This is a genomic window from Nostoc sp. C96, assembly GCF_059384975.1.
Map to the genome: position 1 here is coordinate 4,471,368 of NZ_CM182020.1, position 18,167 is coordinate 4,489,534.

Annotated in this window: 14 protein-coding genes; 4 read left to right on the top strand and 10 right to left on the bottom strand. The window is 39.4% G+C overall.

The window, feature by feature from the left end:
* Positions 1-85: 85 nt before the first annotated feature.
* The gene (locus AC504W_RS19075; RefSeq protein ID WP_494873813.1) at positions 86-2,305 is read right to left on the bottom strand and encodes a CHASE2 domain-containing protein; all 2,220 of its coding nucleotides are present in this window, start codon (positions 2,303-2,305) and stop codon (positions 86-88) included.
* Between the two features lie 83 nt (positions 2,306-2,388).
* On the bottom strand, positions 2,389-3,150 hold the full coding sequence (locus AC504W_RS19080) for a DUF928 domain-containing protein (protein WP_494873814.1): 762 nt from the start codon (positions 3,148-3,150) through the stop codon (positions 2,389-2,391).
* A gap of 271 nt (positions 3,151-3,421) precedes the next feature.
* Between AC504W_RS19080 and AC504W_RS19085 the strand changes: the two genes are divergently transcribed.
* The 4 genes from AC504W_RS19085 to AC504W_RS19100 all read left to right on the top strand — a co-directional run bounded on the left by AC504W_RS19085 (position 3,422) and on the right by AC504W_RS19100 (position 9,738).
* Positions 3,422-4,447 carry a Gfo/Idh/MocA family protein gene (locus tag AC504W_RS19085; protein ID WP_494873816.1) on the top strand — a complete coding sequence of 342 codons (1,026 nt, stop codon included), beginning with the start codon at positions 3,422-3,424 and terminating at the stop codon, positions 4,445-4,447.
* A gap of 334 nt (positions 4,448-4,781) precedes the next feature.
* Positions 4,782-5,267 carry a riboflavin biosynthesis intermediates N-glycosidase gene (gene ybiA / locus AC504W_RS19090; RefSeq protein WP_096578940.1) on the top strand — a complete coding sequence of 162 codons (486 nt, stop codon included), beginning with the start codon at positions 4,782-4,784 and terminating at the stop codon, positions 5,265-5,267.
* Positions 5,268-5,594: 327 nt separating this feature from the next.
* Entirely contained in the window at positions 5,595-8,378 is a 2,784-nt protein-coding gene (locus AC504W_RS19095) for a GAF domain-containing sensor histidine kinase (RefSeq protein ID WP_494873818.1), read from the top strand.
* A gap of 589 nt (positions 8,379-8,967) precedes the next feature.
* Positions 8,968-9,738: a hypothetical protein gene (locus tag AC504W_RS19100; protein ID WP_494873819.1), complete on the top strand. Its 771-nt coding sequence runs from the start codon at positions 8,968-8,970 to the stop codon at positions 9,736-9,738.
* Here AC504W_RS19100 and AC504W_RS19105 read toward each other — a convergent pair.
* The 8 genes from AC504W_RS19105 to kdpB all read right to left on the bottom strand — a co-directional run bounded on the left by AC504W_RS19105 (position 9,727) and on the right by kdpB (position 18,119).
* Positions 9,727-10,767, bottom strand: coding sequence for a glycosyltransferase family 2 protein (locus tag AC504W_RS19105; RefSeq protein WP_494873820.1), 1,041 nt, complete (start codon positions 10,765-10,767; stop codon positions 9,727-9,729). The genes AC504W_RS19100 and AC504W_RS19105 overlap by 12 nt on opposite strands.
* 114 nt (positions 10,768-10,881) lie before the next feature.
* Positions 10,882-11,904 carry a glutathione S-transferase family protein gene (locus tag AC504W_RS19110; RefSeq protein WP_494873821.1) on the bottom strand — a complete coding sequence of 341 codons (1,023 nt, stop codon included), beginning with the start codon at positions 11,902-11,904 and terminating at the stop codon, positions 10,882-10,884.
* A gap of 60 nt (positions 11,905-11,964) precedes the next feature.
* Complete coding sequence (locus tag AC504W_RS19115; RefSeq protein ID WP_494873822.1) at positions 11,965-12,639, bottom strand: hypothetical protein; 675 nt, start codon at positions 12,637-12,639, stop codon at positions 11,965-11,967.
* Positions 12,640-12,806: 167 nt separating this feature from the next.
* A complete protein-coding gene (locus AC504W_RS19120) occupies positions 12,807-13,748 on the bottom strand; it encodes a M48 family peptidase (RefSeq protein ID WP_494873823.1) in 942 nt (313 codons plus the stop codon).
* 24 nt (positions 13,749-13,772) lie between these two features.
* The gene (locus tag AC504W_RS19125; RefSeq protein ID WP_494873824.1) at positions 13,773-14,921 is read right to left on the bottom strand and encodes a universal stress protein; all 1,149 of its coding nucleotides are present in this window, start codon (positions 14,919-14,921) and stop codon (positions 13,773-13,775) included.
* Between the two features lie 129 nt (positions 14,922-15,050).
* Complete coding sequence (gene kdpC, locus AC504W_RS19130) at positions 15,051-15,653, bottom strand: K(+)-transporting ATPase subunit C (RefSeq protein WP_494873825.1); 603 nt, start codon at positions 15,651-15,653, stop codon at positions 15,051-15,053.
* A gap of 28 nt (positions 15,654-15,681) precedes the next feature.
* A complete protein-coding gene (locus AC504W_RS19135) occupies positions 15,682-15,930 on the bottom strand; it encodes a potassium-transporting ATPase subunit F (RefSeq protein ID WP_494873826.1) in 249 nt (82 codons plus the stop codon).
* A gap of 83 nt (positions 15,931-16,013) precedes the next feature.
* On the bottom strand, positions 16,014-18,119 hold the full coding sequence (kdpB, locus tag AC504W_RS19140) for a potassium-transporting ATPase subunit KdpB (protein WP_494873827.1): 2,106 nt from the start codon (positions 18,117-18,119) through the stop codon (positions 16,014-16,016).
* Positions 18,120-18,167 lie beyond the last annotated feature (48 nt).

Below are 18,167 nucleotides of genomic sequence, written 5' to 3' on the forward strand. Positions count from 1 at the left end.
TTGATGAATATTTTTTAAGTTTTGTCTACTTTTCTATAATATCGAGAAAGTCTGAATTATGAATTATGAAACTTTTGACTATTGACTATTGACTATTGACTATTGACTCAAAAATTGCGATCGCCTTTGGTGGTACAGATGTAAACCGAATCGTTACAGTATGTGCGTCAAAGTCAGATTTTTTCATCACCTTGGCGTAAATATCTTCTTCGGCAGCAAGTTCAGCATCTAGTAATTTAAGTTTAAGATTATTTAAAACTTCTAAGGAATTGAGCGATCGCATTTGGGCAACTTTTTCAGAAAGGCTAATCAATTCACCCTGAAAGACTGTGCCAACGGCTTGTTTACCCTGTAAAACTGTATACTCTATTAAAATCGGCTGATTGAGTGTCACCATTCCGGCATCGTCGTTAGGTAAGAACAAGTTATATTGACCACCAACGCCGCAAACTTCATAAATAGTAATCGGTTCTCTGATGCCTTTCGGCTGGATTTGCATTTGGCTACCAATGTGCAGTTTGATGTGAGCATCTTGGATGGTATTTTCCGAAATTAACACTTGTCCACCGACTGTATAAGTTTCTACACGAGAAGCCAAGTTAACATGGCTACCAATCACTGTATATTGAGCGCGTTTTTGGGAACCAATATTACCCGCAACCACCTCACCTGTATTAATTCCGATTCCCATTTCCAGGATAGGAAGATTCATTTTTTTATTGTGTTCATTGACTTGCTGCATCGCTAATTGCATGGCCACAGCACAAGCGATCGCTCTTTCGGAATCATCAGGACGATGAATCGGCGCACCAAAGATAACAAAGATACCGTCACCCATAAACTCATTAATCGTACCTTTGTACTGATTAATTACCTCAGTCATCGTTCCCAGGTAAAAATTAAGAATTGTCACAACTTGTTCTGGTGACAATTGTTCCGACATCGCCGAGAAGCCACGTAAATCGGAAAATAGGAGCGTGACTTTGCGGCGATCGCCACCGATTTTTAAACCAGCAGGATTTTCGAGTAAATTAGCCACCACTTCATCAGTAAGGTAACGACCAAAAGTTTTCCGCATTCCATTGGCGCTTTCTGCAATGTATTGGGTAACTGCGATCGCTGAACCTGCTAAAGCCAAAAATGACGGGACAACTGGAATCCACCAACCAGCTAAAAAAGCGACAAAACTACTGCCAACTAAAGTACCACTCGTTAACACCACATTGATCGGCAAGCGGATTTTTTGATGAATGCTGTGGCGTTGTATCCAGCATAAAGTTGCGCCGGCGATCGACCAACTCAAAATCCACAAATATTCTAAAGGCTCCGGTAAACTCTTAATCTGCTGACGACCATCTATAGCTGCACTCAAAATTTGACTAATCAAATTTGCATGAATAGTTACACCAGCCATACGTTCTGGTTCAGCAAACACGCTACTACTATATGGTGTGTAAAATAAATCTTTTAAACTTTCAGCAGTTGCCCCAATTAATACCACTTTATCTCGCATTAAGTCTGGCGGAATGCGATTTTGCTGGACTTGTGTCAAAGAGATTTTTTGAAACTTTTGTATTCGTCCTCGGTAATTGATCAGCACTTGATAACTACCAGCATTAGCCCGGATATAACTGCCATCATTAGCTTCAAAAATTGGGAAAATACCTATACCTAGCTGCAAATAATTAGGATTATTTGCCGATGGTTTCTCGGTAATACCTTCAGGCTTTAAATATAATAAAGCCAATTTCAAAGCAAAGCTTTCCAGAACCTCGTCATTTTTTAAATTAACGTAGAGTAATCCTCTTCTAATTCTGCCATCCCCATCTATAGGCAAATCATTTGAGCCAATTTGATGACGTTGCTTCAATACTGGAGACGCATTCACAGCGGAACTATCAATAGTATCAGAGACTTTCTGTACTCCAATAATATTAGGCGTAGAAGCCAAGACTTTAACTAAAGCTTGATGACCAGGGTTAACAGGTAAATCACGATAAATATCTAACCCAATTGCTCTAGGTGTTTGTTGCTTAATTTGCTCTAATACACTAGCCAAAGCTGCATCGGTCATTGGCCACTGCGTTTGCTGGCGAATATCTGCTTCATTAATTTCAATTATTACAATGCGGCTATCAACTGGTTCTGATGGACGCATCTGAAAAAAATGATCTAATGTAACTAATTCTAACAATTGCAACCATCCCATTAACCGCAATCCAATTACTAAGGCTGTCACGCTAGGAACAGCAAATAAAACACCCCGCCATTGCCAAATTTGCGACTTAAGTTTTGACCACATCATAAATTTTCAAAGTAAAAAATAAAAAGGCAAAAGATGTTAATATTTTTACTTTTGCCTTTTGTATTTTGAATTCTATTCGCTACTCATTTTTCACTTGTACAGCAGTCAATAAATTGCTCAGAGGCTAGTGCAGTTAACTTGACTGATTTCAATAATGTCCACCAATCCATTCTGACTCGCCAATTTTTCGGATCAGTGCGGCGTAATTGTGCTGAAGTAGCTAGTGCTTCATACCAAATCCCAGCATCTGCATAAATACTAGGTAACTTCCGAGGTTGCGCCTTAGCCAATGCGGCTGACAATGAGGCTTCTGCTTCAGTTCGTTCTACCCAACCATCTACCCAAGGATTTGTACTGGAATCTTGAGAGTTGCAAACAACTGTCAAATACCAATGATAAGTTTTACCTACTGTCAGTTCTGGGGCAGTATTAGGGAGTGTAAAACTAATAATTCCAGGTTTATTTGGTAGTATCAAAGTTGTCTCATATACAGAGGTTTCATCTTTATCAGTTAAGAGAATAAACTTGGCTGTTTTAACTGAAGATTGGGGGACAAACCAGAAAAATGTGGGACGTTCAGCTAATGTTAAACCTAATTTATTTGGAGGTAGAAAAGGAACTATTTTTTTATTACCTTTCAAACAAGCAGAACCACGAGTGGAACCGCCTGCGCTTGGAGGTGGATCTCCTCGTTTTGGTGGCTTAAATGCTTGGCTAACTTCCCATGCTTTTGCTTTCGATAAAGATTCAGCTTTGACCTGTGCTGTGAAACTAGAAATTGGCAGAACATCTAAGCACAGTATTGAAAAGACTGCCAAATGTACAGATGACTTAATCCATTTCATATTGATGATAGTGCCTTAGTTTTAGATTTACCAAAACTGATAAATTTTTACGTACGAGCTTGTTCCAGGAATTTAGTAAGACCTAGCATTCAACAGTCAGCTAAATATAAGTGTTCCCAAAATCAACATCAGAGTTTACACTCGCTAAAAAGTACTGAAGGCTGATGTATAAATAGGTGAACTCAATAGTAATAACAAACTTGGCATCTTCACTGTTGACGATCGCAGTTTTACCGCTGACTATTGACTATTGACTTTTGACGATTAACCAATGATTAAAATCGCAGTTATTGGGGTTGGGCGTTGGGGCGTACATTTACTGCGGAATTTTTTAGCGCATCCCCAAGTTAATGTAGTCGCAGTCGTAGATCCTCATACAGAAAGATTAACAGCCGTCAAGCAGCAATTTAACTTGGATGAGAGCGTATTATTAACAACTCAGTGGACAGCCTTAAAAGAAATCCCAGATTTGACAGCAGTAGCGATCGCCACCCCAGCCACAACTCACTATCCTTTAATCAAAGATGCTCTCCAGCAGGGATATCATGTTTTAGCCGAAAAGCCTTTAACTTTAGACGCGAAAGAATGTGAGGAACTTTGCTATTTAGCAGAGTTACAGCAGTTAATCTTGATGGTTGATCATACCTATTTATTTCACCCAGCGGTTACAGCCGGAAAAGCAGTAGTAACCGCTGGTAAATTAGGTGAATTACGTTATGGCTATGCTTCTCGCACTCATTTAGGGCCAGTCCGCCAAGATGTTGATGCACTATGGGACTTAGCGATTCATGATATTGCAATTTTTAACAACTGGTTGGGTCAAGTACCTGTGAAGGTGCAAGCAACGGGGACGGTTTGGTTGCAAACTAAAGAAAACTCACCATCCGATTTAGCAGATTTAGTTTGGGTGACGCTGACATACCCAAATAACTTTCAAGCATACATTCACCTATGCTGGCTCAACCCAGATAAACAAAGACGAATAGCCGTTGTGGGTAGTCTTGGTAGTTTAATCTTTGATGAAATGTCTCCTGCTGCACCGTTAACTTTATTACATGGTGAGTTTGAACGCCAGGAAAATTATTTTCTCCCTGTCAATCAAAGCCGAGAGGTAGTGGAATTACAGCCAGGAGAACCTTTACAACAAGTGTGCGATCGCTTTATTCAATCTATACTCCAGAATCAACCTCCAGTTGTATCATCGGGTTGGGTAGGTGCAGAGTTAGTCAAAATTTTGGCTGCTTTAACCACATCTCTCAATCAGGGTGGTCAACCTGTTTTTTTAACTAGTATTTAATATTACAGGTAACAGGGTTGAAAGGCTTTTTCGACGGGTGTAGTTGGGACTTACGTAAGAAACCGAAAAATTCAGGTTTTAGAGAAGGGTGTAGGTGTAAAACATCCTTACACCCCCATACCCAATCTCAAAAATTAACTTGTGTGCGTCAGTCCTTTGTAAGCTAATCGTCATTTAAGTTGCACCATGTTCATGGTAAGAAAAGCTGCAAACCCTCTCCCCTGCTCCCTGCCCCCCTGCGGCCTCAATGTGCAAATTAAATGTACTTCTGCGGGAATTGGTGAAGGCTGTAGAGACTCCGCTAGAGTGAATATATATAAATACAAGTTTTCAAATGACCATTTACTTTTACAAAGTTTGGCAGCCTTACGGTTGTTTTTCTAACTTTTCTTCCCATCCCATCCAAATCCACGGTACTTATTGGTCAACAGTTGAGCATTATTATCAAGCCCAAAAGTTTGTCGGTAGCAAAGATGCCGCAATTATACCTGTGATTCATGCTGCTGCTACACCAGAAGAGGCTGCTGCTTTAGGGCGCTGTAATTCACGTACACTCCGTTTAGATTGGGATGTAGTCAAAACTCAAGTTATGCGCGAGGCTGTACTCAAAAAATTTCTCACCCATACCGATATTCGAGAAATTTTACTAGCAACAGGTGATGAGATGATTGTTGAGAATTCTCCCACTGATTATTTTTGGGGTTGTGGTACAGATAAAACTGGTAACAACCATCTTGGTAAAATTTTGATGAATGTGCGCGAAGAAATTCGCCGATTACGTCTTTACTCAGTAATTACTAGTGATTGTCTCACAGAATAGCTACATATAAAAAAATAGTGATACTGACACGGGAATGCTGACATTCCCTAAACTCAAAAAATTTAGCAATTATCTCATTATATTTACTTAATTTGTTTGCATAAAAATAAAAAAATTATAAAAATCCCTTAAAATCATAGAAAAAGTTTTGGAATTTGGTGATTTGCATAATATCACCGAATACAGCATTCGGTAGTAAGTATAAAATTAGTTGACAATTAATATTTTCTCTTTAGTTATTAAACCGTTAAAGATAGAAATGGCGGCTCAGGTTTGGCGGCGTTTTTTAACATAGTTTAATTATTTTTTTATTAGGTTTACTAGGCAATGGAATATACTGATAACCCAAGCGGTTCGCAGCCTGCTTTTCAGCAAGAAGGCTTATTACACCGGATAATTAACCGGATCAGGCGATCGCTGGAACTGCCAGATATTTTAACAGCCACCGTTGCCGAAATTCGTTTGTTTTTATCTACAGACCGAGTTATGGTGTATCGGTTTGAGTCTGATGGTAGTGGTGAGGTTATTGCTGAATCTATTCATGACCAGATTTTACCATCCCTACTAGGGTTGCACTTTCCAGCGACAGATATTCCCACAGAAAGCAGAAACAGGCTGCTGTTAGAACGGCAGCGTGTAATTGTCAATGTATCTAGTGGCAAAATCGGGTTATCGTCGCTACAGTCCAACGACACACAAGAACTCTTAGAAAGTGAAAATATCTACTATCGACAAGTAGATCCATGCCACATTCAATATCTCACAGCAATGGGAGTACAGTCTTCCCTAGTGGTGCCAATTTTACATAGCGAAGTGGAAGGAGAACTACTCAAAACTAAACTGTGGGGATTATTAGTATCGCATCACAGTCAACCACGAGAAATTTTGCCAGCAGAATTGACCTTAGTCCAGCAAGTTGTTGATCAAGTTGCGATCGCTATTGCCCAAAGTAATCTGTATACCCAAAGTCTGGCAAGACAAAAGCGGGAAGAGACGATTAATCACGTAACTAACCTGCTGCATAAATTACCAAAACTTGAATTGCAAGCAGCTTTAGAAGCAACTATCACAGCCTTAAATGGCATAGGCGGCAGACTTTACATTGAGCCAACAGCAGAAATTTACACCTATGGCAATCAACCAAAAATGCCATTAGAGTTAGAATCTAGCATCATCGAACAACATCCTGTGTGGCAAAAATGGATGGATGAATGCAAACAAGGGCAAATTTGGGTAACGAATAACCTTTATCATGAAGCACATTTGCGTGTGTTAGCATTTGCATTTCGATTAACCCCAATTCGAGGTATGTTAGTCATGCCTTTGCAATACCGACAGCAATTTATTGGTGTGTTAAGTATTTTTCGCCCAGAATTCAACACAGAAATATTATGGGCTGGGCGACGTGAGCAACATCCTCAACAACAGTTACCACAAATTTCTTTTGATGTGTGGCGAGAAGAAAGAAACGGGCAAGCCATTGCCTGGACAGATAATGAAATTTCTCTAGCACAGGCTTTATCTTATAGCTTTTCTATTGCGATTCAGCAGCAACAAATGTACCAAGAAGTACAAATGCTCAACGCTAACTTAGAAGTGCGAGTAAAAGAGAAAACCGCAGAACTAGAAAAATCATTATCGTTTACTAAAGTAATCAAACAAGTTTCTGAGCAAATTCGCCGTTCATTAGACTTAAAAACTACCTTACAAACTATTGTCTATGAAGTGCGATCGCTGCTTAACTCAGATAGAGTAATAATTTATCAAAAAACTGGTGAATCTGTGGGTGAAGTCATTGTTGAAGAAATCAATGGCACTTGGTTATCAACATTGGGAATTACAACACCAGACGGCTGTCTCCCTGATGAATCTGCTCGTTTTCTTTCTCAAGGTAAAATTAAAGCAATTAATAATGTCTCTGCATATCATTTAAGTGCTTGTCACCAAGAATTTTTGCAGAGTCTGCAAATACAAGCCAACTTAACTGTTCCCATCAATATAGGTTCCCAACTTTGGGGTTTACTAATTGTGCATCAGTGTGCAACTCCCAGAAATTGGCAAGATACAGAAATTAATTTAATCCAACAGTTAGCAGATCAAGCTGCGATCGCTATTCAGCAAGCACAACTTTATCAACAAAGTTGTGCCGCTGAAACTGAAGCTACAGCTAAAGCTACACAATTAGAACAAGCTTTGTTAGAACTTCAAGCAGCACAAACCCAATTAATTCAAACTGAAAAAATGTCTAGTTTGGGACAACTAGTTGCAGGTGTCGCCCACGAAATCAACAACCCAGTTAACTTTATCTACGGTAACTTACACTATGCAAGTAAGTACACTCAAGACTTATTAAAAATAATCGACCTTTACCAATTACACTATCCCCAGCCGCATCATGAAATTAGCTCTACAGCCAAAGCCATTGATTTAGAATTTTTATCTGAAGATTTACCAAAAATGATTTCTTCCATGCAGGTTGGAGCCGATCGCATTCGCTCAATTGTATTATCTTTACGTAACTTTTCGCGCTTAGATGAGGCAGAAAATAAACCTGTTGATTTACATGAAGGCATAGATAATACGCTCTTAATTTTGCAACACCGCCTGAAATCAAGTGTTTATTTTACTGGCATTGATATCATCAAAGACTATGGTAATTTACCATTGATAGAATGTTATGCAGGACAAATCAATCAAGTCTTTATGAACATTCTCACTAACGCCATTGATGCCTTGGAGAATCAAGGGGAGTTAGCACAGGGAAAATCTCAGCTTTCTAAGCCTCAGATTTCGATTTCTACTAGATTATCAACAGACAGATCACGCGTATTAATTCGCATCGCTGATAATGGACTAGGAATGACAGAAGAAGTCAGGAAGCGCATTTTTGATCCGTTTTTTACAACCAAATCTGTAGGTAAGGGTACAGGGTTAGGACTAGCAATTAGTTACCAGATTATTGTAGAAAAACATGGTGGCATGATGGACTGTATCTCCGAACTAGCTAAGGGAACAGAATTTTGGATTGAGATTCCTATTAAATTGTTACGTAAATTTAATGTGGGAGACAAACAGGAAGTAGAAAAAAACCTAGGCATAGACTTACAATAGTGAATTGATTTTTATTATTCAATAAATCTTAATAAAAAGGGAGTGATTACTAAAGTAATCCTGGCATTTATTAAACAACGGCAACAATTGAGTAGGCAAAATATTTCCCAAATTTTACAAGTGATTTGATTAATCAAAGCCAATACTTATCATTTCTAGTTTTTGACTTTTAAGTTGTTGATTTTGAACTTAAAAGTAAAGTTTAGTTGCAGAAAAATCCATGCCAATCTACAAGTGATAATCTAATAAATGAAGCGACCAAGCTTCCCTGGCAGATCAAACAGCAAGATTGCAATAAAAGAAGAGGTAAAAAGCTGTTGAGTTCATGTCTGTCTCGTTCAAAAACAACAACACCCAACGCGAACGCTGATATTTCCTCAAATATTGAGAATCAGGGGGCGCTGTAAACTGGTTTTCATTGCTTGTTTTGAGTGGTGAAATAGATTACATCCCTGGCTAGAAGAAACAAGAGGAGGAAATAATCGAAGTTAGTAGATGCTTGGGTGTTGTTGTGTTTAGGGAAATCAGTGTAAGCTTGTATCAAGTTAAATAAACAGTTAAATAATCAGAAATAGTGAAATAGCGCCTTATGTCAATTATTGCGCTCAGAGCATGGTATGTTCAGGATTATGAACCGATCGCAGAATTAGAAAAACGTCCACCAGACATTCGCCTTAGTAAAAAAAGTCTATTGCGATCGGCATTACGTGCAGACTTTTTAGAAGATAGCGATGTAGTGAAAAAGTCAGTTTGGTTTGAGCGTTATTTGGAAGGGGAAAATATTGAATTTTATGTTGAAGGTAGTGGTGGTTATTGTGTAGCTAATATTGACTTGATCAGTCATGAAATTTATTTCACCAAACAAGCATTATTAGCCCAATTAGACCCAACGATTTTTTTATGCTATCAAACTGAGTATGGCGCAGCAAGCGATGCCCTGCGAGAGGGATTGCAAAAAAGCTTGGAAATTTTGAATATGCGATCGCGTCTGCCTTTAACATTAGTAGAATCTTATAGACCTAGTGATGGAACTCTGCGATTAAATCGGACTATGATGCGAAAAATCCGTAAGAGTCTATTGTTTATTGCAGATACTACACCTATAGCCAGCATCGATGGTAAAGAAAATCAGCAATTAATTCCTAGTCCCAATGTTTGCATAGAAATTGGTTATGCAATTCAAAGTAAACGCTCGGAACAAATTTTGTTAGCACACATGCAGCGCCCAGAGTTAGAAGGTAAAATTCCGTTTGACTTACCTACACAACAAATTTTGCCATTTAAAAATAGTACAGAACTCAATAAAATTCTCATCAAAGCTTTAGAAGTTCAGTTAGCACGGTTTAAGCTATTTTATTGAATTTCTCTCTGTATTTACAAGTAGCTCTCGACTGTCTTTTGTATTGAAATTGCTATACTGCACAAATTCACTCTGCAAATCTATATTCTCAGCACCTGCAAATGATTGCCTAAATTTATCAGCCTGTTTTGCTTCTATCCTGCGCTTAATCAATGCCCTAATCGGCACATCAACTATTATATTAAATAAATATTTACTGGCAATTAAAAACTTGCCATCTCTCAGAAGAAGCAGTACTTGATGAAATGAATGAACTGCTTCTCTGTAATAGTGCTGATAGTAATCTTTTTCAACCTGATGCTTGAAGATAATACAGTAAATAGTATATTGAATACCAATTAACAAAGACTGGTAATACTTCAAGATAGAACCATGTTTAGCTTTTTCATAAAGATAATTTAGGTCTCCTCCTAAACCTCGCCATGCTCTATTTGTAGCAGGAGCTTGGTAATGATTTGCCTTAGCGGTGGGAATTTGGATAATTTTTCCTGGTTGGCGTTGCACTCTCCGAGCAAATTCATGCTCCTCGCAACAATAAGTTTTAAAATATCGAATATTAGTATCAAACCGAAAATGATTGGCAACTATGCGTCTCATAGAAAATAAACTACCACTGCCAAAGGTTAGTTTATTACTATCGTGTGAACCGTGGCATTGATATACTCCTCCCCAAGCAAACAAAGCTGCGGGGTCTTGCATATATGCTTTAACCATTTCATCTAAACAGCTAGGAAAAATACTGACATCATCATCAAAAAATACAATAATTTCTCCTTGAGATTTTTCTAAAACCCGATTTCGTGAATAACAAATACCTCGATTTTTGTCATTACGAAAAAACTGTAATCTATTTAATTTTTTTTTGTACTCATGCAATACATCTTGAGTTTTATCAGATGAGCAATCATCAATAACAATAATTTCATAGTTGGAATATGTCAGCTTTTCTAATGCCGCAAGAGAGTGCTGAGATAAACTTGCGGCTCTGTTGTATGTACAGATACCAAGCGTTACTAATGGTTGAGCCATATCTACTTCTGTGTATTTTGAAACCACAAGAAATTGGCAATAGAGGTGTTATCAACACCATAATAAATGCTTTTGAAGCAAATACCTGGAAATCATTGCTAATTTAAGTGCTGGCTAATGCACTCCAATGGTTTCACGATTGTGTGGTTTTAACATAAATGCCATATCAGGGCCACTCGGCACAATCCCACCAGGATTCAGCGGGAAAAGATTTCCATAATAGTCTTGCTTGACACTCTCTAAATCGCAAGTGCCTGCAACACTTGGTAACTGATACAAGTCGCGCAAATAGGCTCCTAAATTGGGATAGTCTTGAATGCGGTGGCGGTTACACTTGAACAACCCATAATACACAATGTCAAACCGAAACAGCGTTGTGAATAAACGCACATCTGCTAAGGTAACGTTGTTGCCGCAAAGATATCGGCTTGTATTTAAGGCTGCGTCAATTTCATCAAGGGTGGCGAACAGTTCATCACAAACTTGGTTGTATGCTGCTTGAGTTTGGGCAAAGCCACAACGATACACACCATTGTTAACACTTGTATAAATCTTTTGGTTCCACCAGTCAATTTTCTCTTTGAGTTCTGCTGGGTAGAGATTCAGTGTGGGATTTTTAGCAAACTCGTTAAATTCTGAGTTCAGTATGACAATAATTTCTGCACTTTCGTTATTGACAATGGTTTTGGTTTGTTTGTCCCATAACACCGGAACTGTACTGCGCCCAGTGTAACCAGGTTGGGCAAGCTGATACAATTCAGCCAGAGTTTGACAACCTTCGTCTTCGCTGGTAAATACCCAACCCCCAGACTCCGCAGAAGGTTCAACAGTAGTGACTGAGATGACATCTTCTAACCCTTTGAGCGCCCTGACAACTAGTGTGCGGTGCGCCCAAGGACAACCTAGTCCAACATAAAGTTTGTAACGTCCCGTAGCTGGTTGATAAATATTAGCTTCGGCTTGACTAACAACATTTCTAAATTGGCTGTCGGGACGAATGTATTCTCCTGACTTATTACGCGGGGCGAGTCGGGACATCATAATATGCCAAAGAGTTGTCCAAACAAACTTACCCAAACCGATGATGAGCTTTGGCGGCAAAGATTTGCCTTTTTTCTTAATTTTGGTATCAGTCATAGTTGAGTGGTGTGCGTCTACGCACTTATGCTCAATTACAACTCTATTGTCGCGGAAAATTTAATTGTTATCTTCAGCGTGGACTAATTGCCCTTGTTTATATGCTTGCCTGAGAGCGATCGCTTCTGCCACAATATGCTGGGCGCTCAATCCTTCTTCATCCATCATGCGTTGCAAAGTTACACCCGTCTGTTCTGAAGGTTCATGAATTGGCGGAATTTGACAATATCTCCCACCATTTTTTGTCCGTCGCCAAATACTGGGTTTTTCCGACTTAATTGTTTTAGGGGTACGCTGCTTTTTAATTAAAGAACGCACACTCTCTTGATTGATAATGCTTAAGTCCAGTAACCGATTGATGACTTGTTGGTACTTTTTGCTATTTTCTGCCAACTGATAGATGGTTCTCGGTTCAACTTGGGCGACATCTTGAGGTGAAAATTTCGCAAATGCTGCTGCTATCTTGAGATAGCGCTTTTCTTCACCTTGCCAACCATGATCTAAAAGTAGCTGTTTATAATCGCGTAAAGAAAGCTGTTGTTTTTGTTCTGCTAACCAAAAGGCATGATGCAATATTGCCTTAGTAACATCCGTGAGCCTTTGAAAAGCCAAACTGTCGATTTTAGCGCTCTTTGGGCGATTAGCTTTGTGTTCAGAAGATTGCTCAAACTTCGATTGAGTGATGGTTTGAGAGTTTACTTGGGTTGCAACTATACCCTGTAATGGTGTCATCATAGTTATTGATATGTTTTTTCTTCGCGTCGGCAACGCATCGCTCAGAGGTCTATCACTAGAACAATTGTACTACTAAAATCTCCATAAAAAACCCCAAACATACTTAAATTTGGAGTAAAGGTGTGGAACCTTGATGGGGTGGGATTTTTCCGGCGAAAGTTTTTTGATCAACTCTGATGAGAAGCTAACTTTTTTAACCAACTATCTGCTTCTGCGTAGAATTTAAACTTCCTCTCATCAGTGCGAAACTGGGTGGTATGAACCATTCGTTTACCATTTACCCACTTTGTGCCGTGGTACTTATGGAGTAATTCGTGGTATAAAACAAACTCAGCAACAAACTTGGGTACATTAACGTGATCAAGGCTTGTACTCATGACTACCCGATCTCTCGCTGGCTCATAATGTCCAAATTTACGGTAGGTTTTGATTTGACTCCATGTCAGCCGCGGTTTGACAAGATTAGTAGCAAAGTATTCATGGTTGAGTTTGTCAAACAAGTCATTTAAATTATAAAAATTACCTTGAGGATTTTCGGCAATTACGTCAGCAATTAAATCCAAATCTAGGAGAACAGAACTATATTCTTCTGAACTGGCAAATTCTCGAATCAGTCTAGTACTTGCTGGTGTTTTGCCCAATAGCATACATCTGACTAATGCTTGTAAAACTGCTTCGGAAGCATTAATAAAACCTTCATTAATCTTAAGAGAAGCAACTTTACTAGACCTTTTACCTTGGTACAATCCGGCTAAATTTGTGAATTCAATCATAACTTCAACTACATCTTGTCCTGCTTGGGAGAGAATTTGTTGAGTCATTTGTTGCACACGGTAAGTGCCAATCAGATGAAGCTTTAAGTTTTGTTCTTCTGTGAGAAACTTGAACCAGGAATAGGCTTTACGAGATGAATTAGTCAGATTCGCTGGTGTGATTTGCAGATTATCACAAATCTGTTCAATCGTGGCAACTATTTTGTTTAAAGTGTCAGTTAATTGTTGGATTTGGGGAGTATTTTGGTTAGGAGTAGATGCTAAATGAAGAATATTTTTTAGAATATGATTTTGCTGAACTTTGATATTTTTAATGCTGATAGTCTCAACTTTCATGAGATACTGTGGAATGAATAATGTTCAGATTTTAACTGAAGATTGTTTATCACTAGCGATAATATGGATATCGATATTTTTCAATAAGCGGACGAGTTTTTGGGTTAAGGAACCTTTGAGGAGGATTTGCCAGCGCGATCGCTGACTTTCTCCGATGACAATTTGAGTAATACGATATTTCTCAGCAACTTCGGCGATCGCTTGAGCTATATTACCATTTGCAACACGCAGAAAAGTACCTGTAAATTCTTGACACAGCTTTTCACAGTTGTGAATGTGTAAGCTTTCCTCCTTACTTAAGAAGCGCTCAGGATCAGCGACAAACACAACATACAGTGGCGCATTCATGTAATTAGCTAGTCTTGCACCACGCCGTAGTAATTGTAACGAGTTTGGGTAAGTAGATATACAGACTAAAACTCGCTCGTGGATGTTACAAAATTGTCCATTCGGTGTAGAGGCGATCGCATCTTCTTCAATGTTGTCTGCTACCTCACGCAAAGCCAATTCTCGTAAAGCAATCAAATTACGACGCTGAAAAAAGTTATCTAAGGCTTGTTGGATTTTTGACTGCGCGTAAATTTTCCCTTCTAATAACCTTTCTTGCAGAGTTTCGGGTGTAACATCTACTACAACTACTTCATCAGCCTCTTCTAAAATCCGATCAGGAACTCGTTCCCTGACAACTACCCCAGTAATTCGGGCTACTAAGTCATTGAGACTTTCTAAATGCTGCACATTCATTGTGGAGTAGACATCAATACCCGCAGCCAAAATTACTTCTACATCTTGGTAGCGTTTCTCTCGTGGGGAACCAGGGACATTGGTATGGGCGAGTTCATCAACTAAAACTAATTGAGACTTATAGCCATAGCTGCTTGTGGGTAGACATCGCTGTAAAATTGCCTCTGTATCCATTTCCGTCAGCGTTAACCCACCTCTAGAAATTTCCTGACGGGGAATGATTTCTAACCCAGATGCTTTTTCTGCTGTATCTTTACGTCCGTGGGTTTCCAACAATCCAATAACTACGTCAATTCCTTCTTGTTTGAGCGCTGTTCCTTCTTCTAACATCCGGTAGGTTTTACCCACACCCGGAGCCATCCCAATGAAGATTTTATGTTTACCTCGGCGTACTGGGTAAGAAGAATTGATCGCTGCACCTGAGACCATTTTGGATTTTAGATTGAGAGTTGCTGTATGTATCATACATAATTGCTAATTTTTAGAAAATTCTTCTAAAAATTAGCAATTATCAAACTATAAAAGCCAAAAATTTAATTTCACACTTCATACTTCATTTCATTGATTGAGCTTACGATTGATATCTTGCAAATCAAGTGCATAATTCAACCGCAAAATATTAATCCCTGGTTCGCCAAAAATCCATAAAAATCTGCCATCAGTAAACTTATTTAGTAAAGGTATGATGTCATCTTCTTTGATACCACGGGCATTAGCTACTCTTGCTATTTGTTCTCTGGCGGCTTTTAAAGAAATATGTGGATCTACACCTGAGCCGGAGGTATAAATTAAATCTTCAATTGGTTGAATACTTTCTTCTTGATATTCATTTGCTTTTTCAATCACGCGGTTGAGCAACTCTGGGTTACTAGGAGCAAGATTACTACCACCAGATATCCCATTTGGTTTAGCCTTTCTGCCTTGGCTATATCTTATTGTGCTAGGACGACCTTGAAAATAGCGATCGTCAGTGAATATTTGACCAATCAAAGCCGAGCCAATAGGCTTGTCATCTATATTCAGCATGACACTACCATTAGCTTGAAAAGGAAATAAACCTTGACCGATAACCAGGATGGCTAAAGGATAAATTAGTGCCGTTAGCAACCACAATATTAAAGTGATACGAATGGCTCTGAAGGTTTCTCGAATAATTATCATAAAAAGTACTGAGGATTAAATTTATTTTTTAGAAGCGTTCTGGTTGAAAAACCACAATCAATAAGTAAAATATTAGCCCTAAGATAATTGCCCCCAAAATACCATAAGCCCAAGTAAATTGAATTTGTAATGTGGTATTGGTAGCTGCATAAACTCCGCGATAAATTCCTAAATTTAGTCCAAGTATAGTTAGAATTATCAACGCCAGTTTTTGTTTAGGCAGTTGTGACCCAATATAGGCGATCGCCTGCATTAAATTTCTCGGCTCATTATTCATATTTATCTGCCAATTTTCCTTACTAACAGGGCAAAAAATAAAATTTTTTCTTATTTTACTTTTGCCTTTTTATTTTTGCCTTTCTAAGCCAGTCCCACTGCTGTAATCACCAAATCTAATAGCTTAATCGCAATAAACGGTGCAATCACACCACCTAAGCCATAAATCAAAAGATTGCGTTTGAGTAATTGATTAGCCGTCAGGGGTCTAAATTTCACACCTTTCAATGCTAAGGGAATTAACGCAGGAATAATCACAGCATTGTAAATTAATGCCGATAGCACAGCGGAATTTGTGCTAGTTAAATTCATAATATTCAGACCTTGCAGGTTAGTAGCTGCAAAAATTACCGGAATAATTGCAAAATACTTAGCAATATCATTAGCAATAGAAAATGTTGTCAATGCCCCACGGGTAATTAACAGTTGTTTACCAATACTGATAATATCGATGAGTTTGGTAGGGTCAGAGTCTAAATCTACCATGTTGGCTGCTTCTTTAGCAGCTTGAGTACCAGTATTCATCGCCACACCAACATTTGCCTGTGCCAATGCGGGAGCATCGTTAGTTCCATCACCTGTCATGGCGACTAGTTTGCCTTCAGCCTGTTCTTGTTGAATGACGCTGATTTTATCTTCGGGTGTGGCTTCGGCAATAAAATCATCCACACCGGCTTCTTGAGCAATTACAGATGCAGTAATGTGGTTGTCTCCTGTGAGCATGACAGTATGCACACCCATCCGACGCAACTGGGCAAAACGCTCACGAATGCCGGGTTTGACAATATCTTTGAGATAGATGACACCATAAATTTCTTGATCTAAGCAAACTGCTAGAGGTGTACCCCCTTGTTGAGAAACTCGTTGGTATGCAGCATCTAGTTCTGGGGTATCTCGGCCGTTGCGGGAAAGAACAAATCCTTTAATCGCTGCGACTGCACCTTTGCGAGCTTCCCGTCCATTGACTAAATTTGTACCACTCATCCGGGTTTTGGCTGAGAATTCCACGGCTGCGGCTTGGTGGGGATCAAAATCTAATCGAGCGCCTAATCTTTCTGCAAGTCGCACAATAGATTTGCCTTCTGGTGTATCGTCAAATATGCTGGCTATCAGGGCAATATAAGCCAATTCCTGCATAGAATGACCGTTAACTGGGATAAATTCTTCTGCTAAACGGTTGCCGAGGGTAATCGTACCGGTTTTATCTAAAATTAAAGTGTTGATATCGCCACAGGCTTCCACTGCTCGTCCAGAGGTAGCAATAACATTATATTGGGCGACTCGATCCATACCTGCAATCCCGACCGCGCTGAGTAAGCCACCAATGGTTGTGGGGATCAATGCTACTAATAACGCAATTAAAACTGGGATACTGACAGGACTTTGAACGTAGTAGGCAAATGCTGGCAAGGTAGCAACAACAAACAAAAATATGAGGCTTAATACAGCTAGTAATACTGTGAGGGCAATTTCGTTGGGTGTTTTGCTGCGTTCTGCACCTTCTACTAAATTAATCATCCGATCAATAAAACCTTTGCCGGGATCAGCTGTGACGCGGATGATTAACTCGTCAGAGATGATGCGTGTTCCACCTGTAACGGAACTAGCGACATCTGAACCTGATTCTTTGAGAACTGGTGCAGATTCACCCGTAATTGCAGATTCATCCACCGAGGCGACACCCATGATCACTTCCCCATCAGCAGGGATGATATCGCCAGCCACGATATATACGTTGTCACCTTTTTGAAGGCTTGTGGAAGGAACCTCAGAGATTGAGCCGTCGGAGGCGAGTTTTTTGGCGATGGTTTCTGATTGTGTCGATCGCAACGCATCGGCTTGGGCTTTACCCCGTCCTTCGGCTACGGCTTCGGCAAAGTTAGCAAACCAGACTGTAAAAAACAATATCCCAGTGAGGATACCATTAAATAATTGGGGATTGCTCTGTTGGGTAGGGCCAAATAAGTTGGGATCAATGGTGACTGCGAGGGTAATCAGTGTGCCAATCCACACCACAAACATCACCGGATTTTTGATAGCTACTATGGGATTCAGTTTGATAAAAGCATCCCTGATGGCTCTGATGTAAATTACTTGATTATTTATTTTGGCTTTTTTTCGCACTTGGCGGCGATCGCTCGGACGCGCTCTTGGTGTTTTGGATTTGGGGGTAGGTGCAACTGGGTTCATATCTTCAGTAGTGCAAGGGAGGATAGAGGCAGGGCAGGGGGCAAGGGG